The following is a 15529-nucleotide window of genomic DNA, read 5'->3' as shown; positions in this document are numbered from 1 at the left end:
CCCACGAGAAAGAAGCACCGATGCCGATCGACTCGATCACGGGCAGCGTGGACACGGCCGCGCAGGCCGCCGCCCTCGCCGCGAACGCCGCCACCAAGAAGTCCCAGACGATGGACTCCGAGGTGTTCATGAAGCTGCTCGTGACGCAGCTGCAGAACCAGGACCCGTCCTCGCCGATGGACACGAACCAGATGATCAGCCAGCAGACGCAGCTCGCGATGATGGAGCAGATCACGAACCAGACCACCACGGGGAACGAGAACTTCTCGTTGCAGATGCGCATCGCCGCGGCGAACCTCGTCGGCAAGCAGGTCACCTACACGGACGCCGCCTCCGGTGCATCGGTCACCGGTGCCGCGAGTGCCGTGTCGTACGCGAACAGCGTGCCGACCGTGACCGTCAACGGGAAGGAGGTCGATCTCGACGTGATCTCCGGGATCAAGACCGCCTGACCTCCTCATTGCTCCACCTCGTCCCTCGTTCTGGAAGGAACACACCATGCTCCGCTCGCTCTACTCCGGGATCTCCGGGCTCCGCTCCCACCAGGAGATGCTCGACGTCACCGGCAACAACATCGCCAACGTCAACACCGTCGGCTTCAAGGCCTCGTCCACGGTGTTCCAGGACACCCTGTCGCAGATGACGCAGGGCGCCGGCGGGCCGCAGACCGGCATCGGCGGCACGAACCCCGCGCAGATCGGCCTCGGCGTGCAGGTCGCCGGCGTGTCCACGAACTTCGCCCAGGGCTCCGCGCAGGCCACCGGCAAGGCGACGGACCTGATGATCTCGGGTGACGGCTTCTTCGTCACGCGGCTCGGCAACGACACGGTGTACAGCCGTGCCGGGGCGTTCGACTTCGACGCCGACGGCCGACTCGTGAGCCCCGACGGCAAGATCGTGCAGGGGTACTCGGCGACGAACGGCGTCGTCAACGACGGCGGCGGTCTGACCGACATCGTCCTCCCGCTCGACGCGGCAGCACCCGCGACGGCGACGTCCTCGGCGACGGTGACCGGCAACCTGCCGTCCGAGACCCCGGTCAACGAGGTCCTCAACCGGGACGCCACCGTGTACGACCAGAACGGCACGAAGCACACGCTCACCCTCGCGTACAAGCGCACGCAGGACGGCTGGTCCGTCTCCGCGTCGAACGGTCAGGGCACGGCGGCGACCGGCGCGATCACCTTCGGCACCGACGGCAAGATCACCAGCGGCGCCACCCTGGCGGTCGGTGACATCACCGTCGACATGACCCAACTCTCCGGGTTCGCCGGCCTCAACACCGCATCGATCTCCTCGCAGAACGGGCACGAGGCCGGGGCGCTGCAGGGGTACACCATCTCGAAGGACGGCACCGTCGTCGGCTCGTTCTCGAACGGGTCGTCCCTCGCCATCGGACGCATCGCCCTCGCCACGTTCGCGAACCCGGCCGGCCTCGAGAAGACCGGCGCCTCCGGCTACCGCGCCACCGCGAACTCCGGCCAGGCCGCGATCGGCGCGCCGGGTTCGGCCGGCGTCGGCTCGCTGGCGTCGGGGACGCTCGAGATGTCGAACGTCGACCTGTCGCAGGAGTTCACGAACCTCATCGTCGCGCAGCGCGGCTTCCAGGCCAACGCCCGCATCATCACCACCTCGGACGAGGTGCTGCAGGAGCTGACGAACCTGAAGCGCTGACGATCCCGCCGTCGTGGCGGACGAGGTCGGGGTCGGCGGGGCCTTCGGTTCAGTCGGCCCCGTGTCGGTACCGTCGACGGCATGAGCACGCCGCAGATCTCCGTCGACGTCCCCGGCCTGCCGACGCTCGCGTGGGTGAACGGCCCGGGCCGCGCGAGGTCCGACGCGGAGCGGGGCTCGGTGACGCTCGAGTCGGAAGCCGGGGTCGACTGGACGAACGACGCCGCGGGTGGCGAACAGCAGCACGCCGCCCGCGCCCTGGCGCTCGCCGTCCCCGACGGGGACTTCGTCTTCTCGGCGCGGGTCCACGTCCCCGGCGTGCGGACGACCTTCGACGCAGGAGCGCTGGCGCTCTGGTCCGATCAGGACCACTGGGCGAAGCTCTGCAACGAGTACTCGCCGCAGGGCGCCGCCATGGTCGTCAGCGTCGTCACCGACCGGTTCTCTGACGACTGCAACGGCCCTCTGCTGAGCGCACCCGCGGTGTTCCTGCGGGTGGCACGATCCGGCCCGTCCATCGCGTTCCACTCGTCGGACGACGGGTCGCAGTGGGACTTCGTCCGGACGTTCCGGCTGCCCGTCACGCCGTCGCCGTGGTCCGTCGGGTTCCTGGCGCAGTCCCCGCTGGGCGAGGGCTGCACGGCGGTCTTCGACACGATCCGGTACGACGGAGCGACGCTCCACGACCTCCGCGACGGCTCCTGAGACGACGGTCACGCGCCAGGCGTGCCGTGTCAGCGGTCGGAGCCGTCCCGACCCGTAGAGTGTTCCGGTGGACGAAACAGGGACTCACGTTCAGCCCCGGACGGATGCAGCCGCCGAGACGGACCCGGCGACGGACGACCGAGTCGAGCGCGATCAGGTCGACGGCCGGATCGAGCGCGACCGCCGGTCGGTCGTGACGCGGCGGCCGAACCGGGTGGTCCGGGCGCTGGTGTCCTTCCCGCTGGTGTTCTCGCTCATCGCGACGGTGTTCGTCGGGGTCTTCGTCGCCGTCGTCCCGGCGGGCTTCGGGCTCGACGAGATGCACCACACGTTCCGGGCGTGGCAGGTGTCGCGCGGGCAGCTCGAGGTGGACACGATCACGCCGAAGCTGCAGTACGGGGGTCAGATCCCGACGGCGCTGGCGGACTACGAGCTGGAGGGCACGGACGCCTCGAACGCCGGACGGACCAGCGGTCAGTACTGGCAGCGACACGACGTCGCTCTGGGTCCGGACCTGGAGCGCTACGGTGCGGTCCACCTCACCGCCGGGAGTCCGACGAAGCTGGAGGACTTCACGAACGCAGGTGCGTCGAGCTTCGTCGCCTACGCACCCGCCGCCCTCGGCATGCGCATCGGGACGGTGCTCGGCCTCGACGTCGCCGGGATCGTGCTGCTCGGCAAGGCGATGTCCGGACTGGTGTACGTGCTGCTGGTCTCCGCCGCCGCTTTCGTCCTCCGCGGGAGCCGGTGGCGCTGGCTGGTGGCCATCGTCGCCCTCCTGCCGCAGAGCGTCTTCCAGGCGTCGATCATCACCGCTGACACGCTGTCGAACGGGACGGCGCTGCTGTTCGTCGCCGGGGTGCTGGCGCTCCGGAACCGGACCGCTCGCGCCGGGTGGCCCCTGCTGGCGTTGACCGTGGTCGCAGCCCTCGGGGTCGTCGCGGCGAAACCGACCTACATCCTCCTGCTCCCACTGCTCTTCACCGTCCCGGGGGTCGCGCTCGGACTCCGGCGGTGGTGGGCACTCGCCGTCGAGGCGGTCGCGTTCGTCGTCGTCGCGGGCATCGGCGCCGCACTGTCGGCCGGTGCATCGGACATCGCCGACGCCATCCGCACGCAGGTGCCCGACTGGCCGAGCGTCGACCGCCATCTGCAGCTGCAGGGGATCATCGCCGACCCGTTCCACCTCGTCGGGGTGATCGGTCGGACCTTCGTGCAGTACGGGTCGTCATGGGTGGAGGGGTCGATCACGATGCTCGGCACGAACTCGGTGTTCGTCCCGCAGCCGGTCGCGGTGGCGCTCATCGTGGTGCTCGTGCTCGCCGCCCTGCGGGGCGACGGGCGCGCGCCCGTCGCCGGCCTGGTGCACGTGGCCGTGGCTGCGGTGTCGGTCATCGCCATCATCACGACCCTGTACCTGACGTTCTCGACGGTCGGCGCGGCGGACGCGAACGGCGTGCAAGGCCGCTACTGGCTCCCGCTCTTCGTGCCGCTGGCCGCGGGACTCGGCATGCTGCTGCCCATCCGGGTGACGATGAGCGAACGCGCCGCAGCCGTCACCTTCTCCACGGTCACCGTCGGAGCGCTCGTTGCTGCTGCCGTGACGTGGTGCTGGGTCGTCTACTGAGGTCCGTCCGGAGCGTTCCGCCTCAGACGCCCTCGGCGTAGGAGGCGACCGGCACTGTCGGGTGCAGGACCGCGTGCACGACGGCCTGGATCGCGAACTCGCTCGCTGCAGCGAGGTCGACCGCTCCGGGGTCGAGGAGCCACTGCAGCTGCAGGCCGTCCATCACGGCGAGGATCGACGCGGCGCCGGTGTCGATCCTCCGCTCGTCCGTCACGTGCTCCTGCGCGCAGAGCTCGCGGAACGCCGCGGCGATGTCGGAACGGAGCGTGCGGTACCGCCGCTCGAAGTACGCCCGCGCCGGGTGGTCGTCGGTGACCGACTCCGCTGAGAGCACCGTGTAGACCTGCACGATCCCGGGCCGGAGGCTGTTCTGCAGGCTCGTCGCCACCAGGTGCGCGAACATCGCCGGCCCGCCTGGCATCTGCTGACCGTCGAGGTGTGCCACGTCGTCGCGGTCCCGGTACTCCAGGACGGCGCGGAGGAGGGCCTCCTTCGAGCCGAAGTGGTGCAGGACCCCGGCCCTGGTCATGCCGACCTGCTCGGCGATGTCGGCGAGGGTGCCGTTCGTCGACCCCTTCGCGCCGAAGGTCTCGACCGCCGCGGCGAGGATGTCCTGCCGTCGGCGTTCGGTCTCGGGACGCGGGCTGATGCTGTTCGCCGTCGTCATCGTGCTCCGGTCTCCTGCTCGATCTGCCTGAAGATACCACCCTTGAACGATGTGCTTTCTCGTGAGTAAGTTGAGGCTTGCTTTCTGGTCAGTAAGTCGGCTACGGTCTGGCGAAGTCACCTGTTCGGCAGGTTGCGGAAACAACGTCGTTCCCGAGAAGGAAGCAATGATGCTCAAGAAACACCTGATCACTGCGGGTGCCGTCGTGGCGATGAGTGCGCTCGTGCTGACCGGCTGCGCCGGCAACGGCCAGGGCGGCTCGAGCGGCTCAGGCGAGTCGTCCCTGACGATCGCCAAGCCGGACGGAGCCGCCGTCCTCGCCACGCAGATCAACAACCCGTTCATCAGCACCGGCTCCGGGATGTCGCTCGGGTACGACCGGATGATCTACGAACCCCTCGCGATGGTCAACCCCGTCGGCAAGAACGAGACCACGCCGTGGCTCGCGTCGAAGGTGCAGTGGAACCAGGACTACACCCAGCTCACGGTCACGCCGCGCTCCGGGGTGAAGTGGAGCGACGGCAAGGCCTTCACGGCCGACGACATCGTCTACACGTACGAGCTCATCAAGGACAACCCGGCGCTCGACCTCGCCGGCATGAAGCTCTCCGAGGTCAAGAAGGAGGGCGGGAACGTCGTCCTGAGCTTCAGCGAGTCGAAGTTCGTCAAGCAGGGTGACGTGCTGCAGGTCGGCATCGTGCCGGAGCACCAGTGGAAGGACATCAAGGACCCGACGAAGAACGCCGTCAAGGACGCCGTCGGGACCGGTCCGTACACGATCTCGACCTTCTCGTCGCAGGGCGTCGTGCTGAAGTCGCGCACCGACTACTGGGGCGGCAAGGTCCCGGTCGACCAGCTGAAGTACCTCGAGTTCAACGACAACACCGGTCTGCTCCGCAGCCTCCAGAACGGTCAGACCGACTGGGCGCAGATCTTCATCACGGACTTCGAGAAGAACTACGTCGACAAGGACGAGAAGCACAACGTCTTCTGGCCGGCGAACATCCTCAGCCCGGACATGATCACGGTGAACACCACCAAGGCGCCGTTCAACGACGTCGCCTTCCGCAAAGCCGTCAACATGGTCGTGGACCGCAAGGCGCAGGCCGAGAAGGCACGGAGCAACGCCGGCCCCGAGCTGAAGAACGTGACCGGCATCCCGCAGCCGACCGGTGACCAGTACATCGCCGACAAGTACAAGGACCAGGAGTTCTCCATCGACGTCGCGGGCGCCAAGAAGGTGCTCGAGGACGCCGGGTACACCTGGAAGGACGGCGCCCTGATGGACCCGTCCGGCAAGGCGGTGTCGTTCACGCTCTCGAACCCGCAGGGATGGAACGACTACGTCACGGGCATCCAGCTCATCGCCACGCAGGTGAAGAAGACCCTCGGCGCGGACGTCAAGGTCGCGACGCCGGACGCGGACACCTGGACCTCGAACATCGCGACGGGCAACTTCGACGCCGCGCTGCACTGGACGGGCTCCGGCTCGAACCCGTGGCACATCTACGACGACACCATGAACGGCGCCTACCTCGACCAGGCCAACGACGGGCAGGTCGCCGACAACTTCGGTCGGTACGACAACCCGGAGGCGACCAAGCTCCTGCAGGAGTACGCCGCGGCGTCGGACGACGCGACCCGGAAGTCGCTGCTCGACCAGATCCAGACGATCTTCGTCGACGAGGTCCCGGCGATCCCGATCGGGACGCACCCGCAGCTCGGTGAGTACAACACCCGGAAGTTCACCGGGTGGCCCGGCGAGGACAACCAGTACGCGACGGCGGACCCGACGCAGCCCTGGGCGGTGCAGGTGCTGATGAACCTGAAGCCCGTGAAGTAACCGTCACGTCCACTCGGGGCGGCGCCGAGGTCCTCGGCGCCGCCCCTCCAGGTCCAGCACGAAAGCGACATCACCCATGACAGACACCCTGCTCTCCGTGCGCGACTTCTCGGTCGTGTACGACGTCGACCCGCCCGTGCAGGCGGTGACGAACGTCACGCTCGACATCGGCCGTGGCGAGATCGTCGGGCTCGCCGGTGAGAGCGGCTGCGGCAAGACGACGCTCGCCTACGGCGTCCAGCGCCTGCTCCGCCCGCCGGCCGTCATCACCAGCGGCAGCGTCACGTTCCACGACCGGGACGGCACCGACGTCGACCTCAACGCGCTCGACGCCGAGCGCATGCGCCGGTTCCGCTGGGACAAGATCTCGATGGTGTTCCAGGGCGCGATGAACGCGCTCAACCCGGTCGCCACGATCGGGTCCCAGCTCGAGGACGTCTTCGAGGTGCACCGGCCCGACCTCGGCCGCGCGGAGCGACGCCGGGCCGCGGTCGAACTGCTCGAGATCGTCAAGGTCGGCGGCCAGCGGCGTCGCTCGTACCCGCACGAGCTCTCCGGGGGCATGCGGCAGCGCGTGATGATCGCGATGGCCCTGGCGCTCCGGCCCCAGCTCATGGTGATGGACGAGCCGACGACCGCACTCGACGTGCTCGTGCAGCGCGAGATCCTGCGGCAGATCTCGCAGCTCCGCCACGAGTTCGGCTTCTCCGTCGTGTTCATCACGCACGACCTCCCGCTGCTGCTCGAGATCAGCGACCGGATCGCGATCATGCGTGCGGGGGAGATCGTCGAACTCGCCACGGCCGAGCAGATCTGGAACCGCCCGCAGCACGAGTACACACAGCGGCTCCTCGCCTCGTTCCCACGCCTCACCGGAGAGAAAGGGGTGGTCGCGCGATGACGACCCTCGAGTTCCAGGACGTCACGAAGGTCTACAACGTCCGGGGATCCGGCCAGTTGAAGGCCCTCGACGACGTCAGCTTCACGCTGTCCTCGCACCAGACGATCGGCCTCGTCGGGCAGTCCGGCAGCGGCAAGTCCACGATCGCCAAGATCCTCACCCAGCTCGAACGACCGAGCAGCGGCACCGTGCTCCTCGACGGCAAGCCGATCCCGACGTTCGGCAAGGGCCTGCGGAAGTACCGGCAGCAACTGCGCATGGTGTTCCAGGACCCGTTCGCCTCGCTGAACCCGTACCACTCGATCCGACACCACGTCGAGCGGCCGCTGCGCCTGGACCACGTCGTGCCGGCGAAGGAGGTCGACGCCGAGGTGCGCCGGCTCCTCGAGCGCGTGCGCCTCGACGCCGACGCCGTGATCGACCGTCGCCCGCACGAGCTCTCCGGCGGGCAGCGGCAGCGCGTCGCGATCGCCAGGGCGCTGGCGTCGCGGCCGTCGATCCTCGTCGCGGACGAACCCGTGTCGATGCTCGACGTGTCGATCCGTCTCGGCGTCCTCGGTCTGCTCTCGGAGCTGCAGCGTGAGGAGGGCCTCGGCGTCCTCTACATCACGCACGACCTCGCCACGGCACGGCACTTCAGCGACGAGATCATGGTGCTCAACCAGGGCCGCGTCGTCGAACGCGGCACCGCGGACGACGTCATCCTGCACCCGCAGGACCCCTACACGCGCGAACTGCGCTCCGCCTCGCCGGACCCGGAGAAGCACTTCGCCGAGCTCGCCGCGCAGAACCCAGGAGGTGCGCGATGAGCGCCGACGTCCAGACACCCGTCGACCAGACCCCGGTCGACCCGACGCTCGTCGGGACCACCGCAGCCACCGCGGACGGACCCCGGAGCCGCATCCCGTGGCGCTTCATCGGCGGCCGCGTGGTGTTCTACCTCTTCACGCTGTGGGCCGCGATCACGCTGAACTTCTTCCTGCCCCGCATGCTCAAGGGCGATGCGGTGCAGGCGTTCATGGCGCGGAGCCGCGGGCAGATCACGCCGGAGGCCGAGCAGGCCCTCCGCGCGCTCTTCGGCCTCGACAAGTCGGTGCCGCTCTGGGAGCAGTACCTCAACTACTGGAACATGCTGGCGCACGGCAACCTCGGCATCTCCATCTCCACCGGCCTGGCGCCGGTCGGCGAGGCCATCGCCTCCGCGCTGCCGTGGACGCTCGGCCTGGTCGGGGTGGCGACGATCATCTCGTTCCTCATCGGCACCGCCCTCGGCGCGGTGATCGGCTGGCGCCGGGGGAGCCGCCTCGACGCGTTCGTCCCGATGACGACCTTCCTGGGCACGGTCCCGTACTTCTGGCTCGGACTCATCTTCATCGCGGTGTTCTCGACGGCGCTCGGCTGGTTCCCCGCCGGACACGCCTACGAGATCGGCGTGGAGCCGGGTTGGAACGGCCCCTTCATCAGCAACGTCGTCTCGCACGCGGTGCTGCCCGTGATCACCATCGTGATCGTCTCGCTCGGCGGCTGGGTGCTGGGCATGCGCAACATGATGCTCACAGTGCTCGACGAGGACTACATCACCGTCGCCCAGGCGAAGGGCATGCCGAACCGTCGGGTGCTCTGGAAGTACGCCGCCCGCAACGCGGTGCTCCCGCAGATCCAGAGCTTCGCGCTCGCCATCGGGTTCATCGTCGGCGGCACGCTCGTCATGGAGATGGTCTTCTCGTACCCGGGGATCGGCCTGCTGCTGCTCAACGCCACGAACGCCAAGGACTACGCGCTCATGCAGGGGATCTTCCTCGTGCTGGTGCTCGCCGTCCTCATCGCGAACGTCATCGCCGACATCGCCTACGCCATCCTCGATCCCCGCACCCGCCAGACGGAGGCCTGATCATGACCACGCCAGCCGAGAAGACCACGGTCATCGTCCACCCCGTGGGCGCCGGCGCGCCGGAGACGGCGGCCGTCCTGACCGACGGCCCGGACAGCCGCACCACGTCGCGCGGCGAGCCGACGTTCTGGTCGCAACTCCGAGCCTCCATGGCGATGTTCAGCAACCCGAAGTCCGCGACCGGACTCGTCATCCTCGGGGTGTTCATCCTGGTCGCCGTGTTCGCACCGCTCATCGCGCCGACCGACCCGAACGCGCAGAACCTCAGCGAGACGCTGCAGCCGCCGTCGTTCCAGCACCTCCTGGGCACCACGCACATCGGGCAGGACGTCTTCAGCCAGCTCGTCTACGGCACCCGCGGGGTGCTCGTCGTCGGGTTCCTCGCCACGATCATGGCGACCGTCGTCGCCATCGCGGTCGGCGTCACCGCCGGCTACCTGCGCGGGTGGAAGAGCGAGTCGCTGTCGGCGCTGTCGAACGTGTTCCTCGTCATCCCGGGTCTGCCGCTGATGATCATCGTCGCGTCGCAGTTCCAGGACCCGCCGCTCTGGATCATCGCCGCCGTGCTCGGCTTCACCGGGTGGGCATGGGGGGCCAGGGTGCTCCGCGCGCAGACGATGTCCCTGCGGAACCGCGACTTCATCCAGGCGGCCCGGGCGAACGGCGAGCCGCTGCACCGGATCATCCTGGTCGAGATGCTCCCGAACCTCATGGCGATCATCGCGTCGAGCTTCGTCGGCACCATGACCGCCGCGGTGCTCGGCCTGACGACGCTCGCGTTCATCGGTGTCATCCCGGTGTCGAACCTGAACTGGGGCACGATCCTGTTCTGGGCGCAGCAGAACAACGCGTTCCCCGACTACTGGTGGTGGTACGTCCCCGCCGGCCTCTGCATCGCGCTGCTCGGCGTGGCGCTGTCACTGATCAACTTCGGCATCGACGAGTACGTCAACCCGCGACTCCGGTCCGCCGGTGAGCGCGCGCGCCTGATGAAGAAGAAGGGCATGAACGTCAACGCCGCGGTCACGCAGGTCCGGTCGGTCCCGGGAGCCGCGTCGCCGGAGGAGGGCGACGGCGCATGACGACCGTGCTCACGTCGACCGACCGGACCCTGCCCTACCAGGACGCGACGCTGTCGACGGCGGCACGGGTCGAGGACCTGCTCGGGCGGATGCGCGTCGAGGAGAAGGTCGGGCAGATGCTGCAGCTCGACGCCCGCGACGACCTCCGCGACCACGTGCTGCGGCGACACGTCGGCTCCGTCCTGCACACCTCGCCTGACCGGATCACCGAGGCGAACCGCCTGACCGCCGAGACCCGGCTGCGGATCCCGCTGCTCGTGGGCGAGGACTGCATCCACGGACACTCGTTCTGGCCCGGCGCCACGATCTACCCGACACAGCTCGGGATGGCGGCGAGCTGGGACCCCGACCTGGTGGCGCGGGTCGCCAGGGCGACGGCCGAGGAGGTCGCCGCCACCGGGGTGCACTGGACGTTCTCGCCGGTGCTCTGCATCGCCAGGGACCTGCGGTGGGGCCGGATCAGCGAGACCTTCGGGGAGGACCCGTACCTCCTCGGGGAACTGGCCAGTGCGATGGTCCGCGGCTACCAGGGCGCCGGGCTGTCCGACCCGACCGCGGTCCTCGCGACGGCGAAGCACTTCGCCGGGTACTCGGAGACGCAGGGCGGTCGGGACGCGAGCGAGGCCGACATCTCCCGCCGGAAGCTCCGCAGCTGGTTCCTGCCACCCTTCGAACGGGTCGCGCGCGAGGGGTGCCGGACGTTCATGCTCGGTTACCAGAGCACCGACGGTGTCCCGATCACCGTCAACGACTGGCTGCTCAGCGACGTGCTCCGCGGGGAGTGGGGCTACACCGGCACGCTCATCACCGACTGGGACAACGTCGGCCGGATGGTGTGGGAGCAGCGGGTCCAGCCTGACCACGTGCACGCGGCTGCTGCTGCCGTGCGCGCCGGCAACGACATGGTGATGACGACGCCGCAGTTCTTCGAGGGAGCGCTCGAGGCGGTCGCGCAGGGACTCCTGACGGAGGACGCGTTCGACGACGCCGTCCGACGGATCCTGACCCTGAAGTTCGACCTCGGGCTCTTCGAGGACCCGCGGCTCCCCGTCGCGGACCTCGACGTTGTGATCGGCACCGCGGAGCACGCGGTGCTCAACCTCGAGATCGCGCGCCGGTCGCTCGTGCTGCTCGAGAACGACGGCACGCTGCCGCTCGGCGCGCGAGCTGCGGACGACGAGCACCTGCCGCTCGACGAGCGGGCGGTCGACGTGCACCTGCCGCTCGACGAGCGGGCGGTCGACGAACGGACGCCGCTCCGCATCGCGCTCGTCGGGCCGCTCGCCGACGACGCACAGACGCAGCTCGGCGACTGGGCCGGCGGTTCCGGGCAGGCCGGGTGGCTGGACGGTCAGCCGCGCGAGATGATCACCACGGTCCTCGACGGTCTCGGCGCGATCGACGGCTGGTCCGTGCAGCACGCCAGGGGTGCCGACGTCCTCACGCTCGAGGACGACCCCCGCGGACAGCACTTCCCGGACGGGCAGCCCCGGCCCCGCATCGTGGTCCCGAGTGCACCGGACCCGGAGCTCCTCGGCGAGGCCGTCGCCGTGGCCGAGGCGTCGGACGTCGTCGTCGCCGTGGTCGGGGACCGCATCGAACTCGTCGGCGAGGGTCGGTCGACCGCGACGCTCGAACTGATCGGCGCGCAGAACGCCCTGCTCGACGCCGTGATCGCCACCGGGAAGCCCGTCGTCGTGGTGCTGCTCGCCTCGAAGCCGCTGGTCCTGCCGGCCTCCGTCAGCGAGGCGGCGGCGGTGATCTGGGCCGCGAACCCCGGCATGGCGGGCGGCCAGGCGATCGCGGAGCTCCTCGCCGGGCGGATCGAACCCTCCGGACGGCTCCCCATCTCGTTCGCACGGCACGTCGGACAGCAGCCGACGTACTACAACCAGATCCGCGGGCAGCACGGTGACCGGTACGCCGACCTCGTGCAGACGCCGGCGTGGGTGTTCGGCGACGGGCTGTCGTACACGACGGTCGCGTACTCGGACCTGCACCTGGAACGCACCGAAGTCGGCGTCGACGACACGGTCGTGGCCGAGGTCACGCTCCGCAACACCGGGGACCGTCCGAGCCTCGAGACGGTGCAGGTCTACGTGCGAGACGTCGTCACGAGTGTGAGCTGGGCGGACCAGGAGCTCAAGGGCCACCGGCAGGTGGAGGTGCGCCCGGGGCAGTCGGTGACCGTCCGTCTCGAGCTGCCGGTGTCGGCGTGCTCGATCGTCGACGCCGACGGTGTCCGGCTGGTCGAGCCGGGGGAGTTCGAGCTGCTGGTCGGACCGACCTCGCGCGTGGAGCGCCTGCTCGTCGCGCCGTTCCGGGTGGTCTGAGGAGGTCGGCACGTGCCTCCCGGAGTGGTTCCGGGAGGCACGTGACGACCACCGGGACCGGGTTCCCTCCGGCAGGACGGCTGTCCTCGGCGCGTCCGATCACCGCACTCGGCGGCGGAGTTCACCACGATGCCCCCCGAACGGGGCACAGATGATGCATGATGTGCGTGGCGCAGCACCCTGTCCGCGCCGTCACCCGACCCCGAGCCCCACCCGAGGAGCCCGTCATCGCCACCCGAACCCCGCGCCCGACATCGTTCCGGCGCCAGACGAACCGACTCGCCCGCCAGCTCGACCGGCCCGCCCGCTCGACGACCCCGACCAAGGCGGTCCTCGCGGCCGCCACCGCCGCCGCCCTCGTGCTCGGCATGCCGACCGCCGCCTCCGCCCGCTCGTGGTGGGACGGGTACGGGCACCGGCACCACGTCACCCCGACGCCCACCCCGACCCCGAGCGACGACGCCACGCCGACGGACCCGGACGCCGGAGCGCCGTCCGACGACCAGGCTCCGTCCGACGACCCAGCAGCGGCCGGCGCGATCCCCGACGCCTCGTTCGTCGAGGACTTCGCCACCGCGGTGCCGACCGGCCTCGTCGCCGCCGCCTACCCCGACGCCTGGCAGCCCTACCCGGACGGGACCTCGGGGATCTACGCCCCGAGCCGGACGGTCTCCGTGCACGACGGCGTGATGGACGTCGCCCTCGGTGGCGACGGCACCGCGGGGACCTTCGGGTCCGCGACGAACGCATGGGGCCACGTCGGAGGATCGTTCTCCGTCCGCGCGAAGGCCACCGGCGGCGACGGCAACGGTGCGGCCTTCATGCTCTGGCCGACGTCGGGCACCTGGTCCGACGGGGAGATCGACTTCCCCGAGGGCAACTTCGAGGACAGCCCGTCCGCGTTCCAGCACTCGATGACCCCCGGCGACGAGGCCTCGCGCGTGCAGATCGGCTCCGGCGTCTCGTGGCGTGACTGGCACACGTACACGGTGGACTGGGTGCCCGGCCAGTCGGTCACCTACAGCGTCGACGGCAAGGTCCTCGACACCGAGACCCACGACGTCCCGACCACGCCGCACCGGTACATGTTCCAGGTCGGCAACTGGGGGTCGTCCGGCCACCTCCTCATCGACTGGGTGTCCACCACCGAGTGAGGCCGCCGGCCGACGGACGGGAGGCACGGTGCCAGCGTGAGCACCGCCTCCCGTCCGTCGCGTGGTCGCGACCACAGATGGTCGGCGAGTCTTGTGTGGTGTCCGCCGGGGTGGTTCGCTGAGAGCACCATCTGAGGGGGACTGATGATCTCGACCACACCGGACCCGGGGAACCCGTGGCCGCACGACATGCGGATCGTCGTCGAGAACGACGCGCAGACGCTGCTCGAACTGCTCTGGGTCCGCGAGGCCTGGGCCCTCGAGCCGATCGGTGACGACCTGCCGCCACTGCTCGTCGACACCCCATCGCTCGAGGCGGGGAGGAACGACGTCGACCGGTCGGCGTGGACGGCAGCGTGGCCGCGGATGTGGCACGCGAGCCTCACGACGGTCGGGTCCCGCCCGGGGCCGGAGGTGTTCGAACGCCTGGGCGACCCGACCATCCCGCAGGCCGAGCGGGAGGAGCTGCTCGAGCAGGTCTCGGGGCCGTGGTGGTCCGAGGAGTTCGGTGACGAGGCCTTCACCGAGCGCCACCAGACCTGGACCTCGGCGCGGTTCGACGATCGGACGTCCTCCCGTGTGTTGCGCAGCAACCCCGAGTGGGAGCGGCTCGAGCAGCTGGTGCCGGCGTGGCGGGCCGGTCTGACGACGATCATCGAGATCCCGTGCCGCGGGTCCTTCACCCGACGCGTCGGGGCGCACGCGCTGCTGGTGACGGAGGCCACCCGGGCCGACGCGGACGCCTACGCGGGGGCGTTGCGCTCGTTCGGGTGAGCGGCGCGGCGTGTGCTGCGTGCCGCCCCCCGGTTCCCCGCGTGTCCCGACCCGGAACGACGTGATCGCTGTCGTACGACATCGACACGGTCGTTGCGGGTCGACCTCAGCGGTCCTGAGCGGCGCGTGCCCTGGCCAGGATGGCCGTGATGACCTCGGTCTTGGCGTCGGCGTAGTCGTTCATGTCGTCCCACTGCTGCGCGAGGAGGGCCCGCTTGGTCTCCTCGTACAGCACCCGGTCGTCCTCGTCGGTGCGGAGGTGGTCCCGCAGCACCCGGTACGCGTCGACGGCCGGGGCGTCGTGCTCGTAGACGTGCACGTGGACGTCCCGCTCCGGAGTCCGCACGAGCCGGTGTCCGGGCTCGCGGACGCGGAGCCCGTAGCCGGCGGCGAGGAGCTGGTCGAGGTACTCCTCCTCGGCCGTGACGTCGTCGACCGTGACCAGGACGTCGATGATCGGCTTCGCCGCCAGGCCCGGCACGGCGGTGGACCCGATGTGCTCGACGCCGACCCGCGGCTCCGGCAGGACGCCGCGGATGCGCGCCTCGTGCTCGCGGTAGCGCTCCGGCCACGCGGGGTCGGCCTCGCGGAGGGGAACGGTGATCGCCTCGGGGCCGCCGATGACGTCGACGGTCGTGACGTCGGGGCGGCGTCGGGTGCGATCGGTGAGCTCACCTGGGGAGGCCGCGGACTCGGAACGACGTGGTCGACGTCGTACGACGTCGACGCTGTCGTCACGGGCCGAACCCGCCGCGTCGTCGCGGGTCGAACCCGCCGCGTCGTCGATCGGTGAATCTGCGATGTCCATCGATCCACGAGCATGGCAGGTCACGGCACCTCGGTGTGCTCGCGCCCGGACGACTGGCGCTCGTCGCGTA

General features: G+C 69.8%; 14 protein-coding genes. 12 read left to right on the top strand and 2 right to left on the bottom strand.

Translation table 11 applies throughout. From position 1 onward, the window contains the following. The first annotated feature begins 20 nt into the window (after positions 1 to 20). From FS641_RS01435 to FS641_RS01420, 4 genes are all read left to right on the top strand, one after another. On the top strand, positions 21 to 452 hold the full coding sequence (locus FS641_RS01435; protein ID WP_144758812.1) for a flagellar hook assembly protein FlgD: 432 nt from the start codon (positions 21 to 23) through the stop codon (positions 450 to 452). A gap of 46 nt (positions 453 to 498) precedes the next feature. Then, on the top strand, positions 499 to 1674 hold the full coding sequence (locus FS641_RS01430) for a flagellar hook protein FlgE (protein ID WP_144758809.1): 1176 nt from the start codon (positions 499 to 501) through the stop codon (positions 1672 to 1674). Between the two features lie 81 nt (positions 1675 to 1755). Beyond that, the gene (locus FS641_RS01425) at positions 1756 to 2379 is read left to right on the top strand and encodes a DUF1349 domain-containing protein (protein ID WP_144758806.1); all 624 of its coding nucleotides are present in this window, start codon (positions 1756 to 1758) and stop codon (positions 2377 to 2379) included. 67 nt (positions 2380 to 2446) lie between these two features. Beyond that, entirely contained in the window at positions 2447 to 4006 is a 1560-nt protein-coding gene (locus tag FS641_RS01420; RefSeq protein WP_144758803.1) for a DUF2142 domain-containing protein, read from the top strand. Positions 4007 to 4028: 22 nt separating this feature from the next. Here the strand turns inward: FS641_RS01420 and FS641_RS01415 are convergent, their stop codons facing one another. Further along, the gene (locus tag FS641_RS01415; RefSeq protein ID WP_144758800.1) at positions 4029 to 4673 is read right to left on the bottom strand and encodes a TetR/AcrR family transcriptional regulator; all 645 of its coding nucleotides are present in this window, start codon (positions 4671 to 4673) and stop codon (positions 4029 to 4031) included. A gap of 169 nt (positions 4674 to 4842) precedes the next feature. Between FS641_RS01415 and FS641_RS01410 the strand changes: the two genes are divergently transcribed. The 8 genes from FS641_RS01410 (at position 4843) to FS641_RS01375 (ending at position 14651) form a co-directional block, all read left to right on the top strand. Further along, on the top strand, positions 4843 to 6516 hold the full coding sequence (locus FS641_RS01410; protein ID WP_260855583.1) for an ABC transporter substrate-binding protein: 1674 nt from the start codon (positions 4843 to 4845) through the stop codon (positions 6514 to 6516). Positions 6517 to 6592: 76 nt separating this feature from the next. Then, positions 6593 to 7417 carry an ABC transporter ATP-binding protein gene (locus FS641_RS01405; RefSeq protein ID WP_144758794.1) on the top strand — a complete coding sequence of 275 codons (825 nt, stop codon included), beginning with the start codon at positions 6593 to 6595 and terminating at the stop codon, positions 7415 to 7417. Further along, positions 7414 to 8226: an ABC transporter ATP-binding protein gene (locus FS641_RS01400; RefSeq protein WP_144758791.1), complete on the top strand. Its 813-nt coding sequence runs from the start codon at positions 7414 to 7416 to the stop codon at positions 8224 to 8226. Before FS641_RS01405 ends, FS641_RS01400 begins: the two co-directional genes overlap by 4 nt. Beyond that, complete coding sequence (locus tag FS641_RS01395) at positions 8223 to 9308, top strand: ABC transporter permease (protein ID WP_144758788.1); 1086 nt, start codon at positions 8223 to 8225, stop codon at positions 9306 to 9308. The genes FS641_RS01400 and FS641_RS01395 overlap by 4 nt, the downstream gene beginning before the upstream one ends. Before the next feature lie 2 nt (positions 9309 to 9310). After that, on the top strand, positions 9311 to 10390 hold the full coding sequence (locus FS641_RS01390) for an ABC transporter permease (protein ID WP_144758784.1): 1080 nt from the start codon (positions 9311 to 9313) through the stop codon (positions 10388 to 10390). Further along, the gene (locus tag FS641_RS01385; protein ID WP_144758781.1) at positions 10387 to 12723 is read left to right on the top strand and encodes a glycoside hydrolase family 3 N-terminal domain-containing protein; all 2337 of its coding nucleotides are present in this window, start codon (positions 10387 to 10389) and stop codon (positions 12721 to 12723) included. The genes FS641_RS01390 and FS641_RS01385 overlap by 4 nt, the downstream gene beginning before the upstream one ends. A gap of 167 nt (positions 12724 to 12890) precedes the next feature. Further along, positions 12891 to 13877: a glycoside hydrolase family 16 protein gene (locus FS641_RS01380; RefSeq protein WP_260855582.1), complete on the top strand. Its 987-nt coding sequence runs from the start codon at positions 12891 to 12893 to the stop codon at positions 13875 to 13877. Positions 13878 to 14021: 144 nt separating this feature from the next. Beyond that, positions 14022 to 14651, top strand: coding sequence for a hypothetical protein (locus FS641_RS01375; protein WP_260855581.1), 630 nt, complete (start codon positions 14022 to 14024; stop codon positions 14649 to 14651). A gap of 106 nt (positions 14652 to 14757) precedes the next feature. On the opposite strand, the gene FS641_RS01370 is transcribed toward FS641_RS01375, so the two are convergent. Next, entirely contained in the window at positions 14758 to 15459 is a 702-nt protein-coding gene (locus FS641_RS01370) for a GrpB family protein (RefSeq protein ID WP_144758778.1), read from the bottom strand. Positions 15460 to 15529 lie beyond the last annotated feature (70 nt).

It is taken from the genome of Curtobacterium sp. 9128 (genome assembly GCF_007673775.1).
Classification (GTDB): Bacteria; Actinomycetota; Actinomycetes; order Actinomycetales; family Microbacteriaceae; genus Curtobacterium.
The sequence above is the reverse complement of the archived record's forward strand: the minus strand, read 5'-3'. Positions and strand labels throughout refer to the sequence as shown.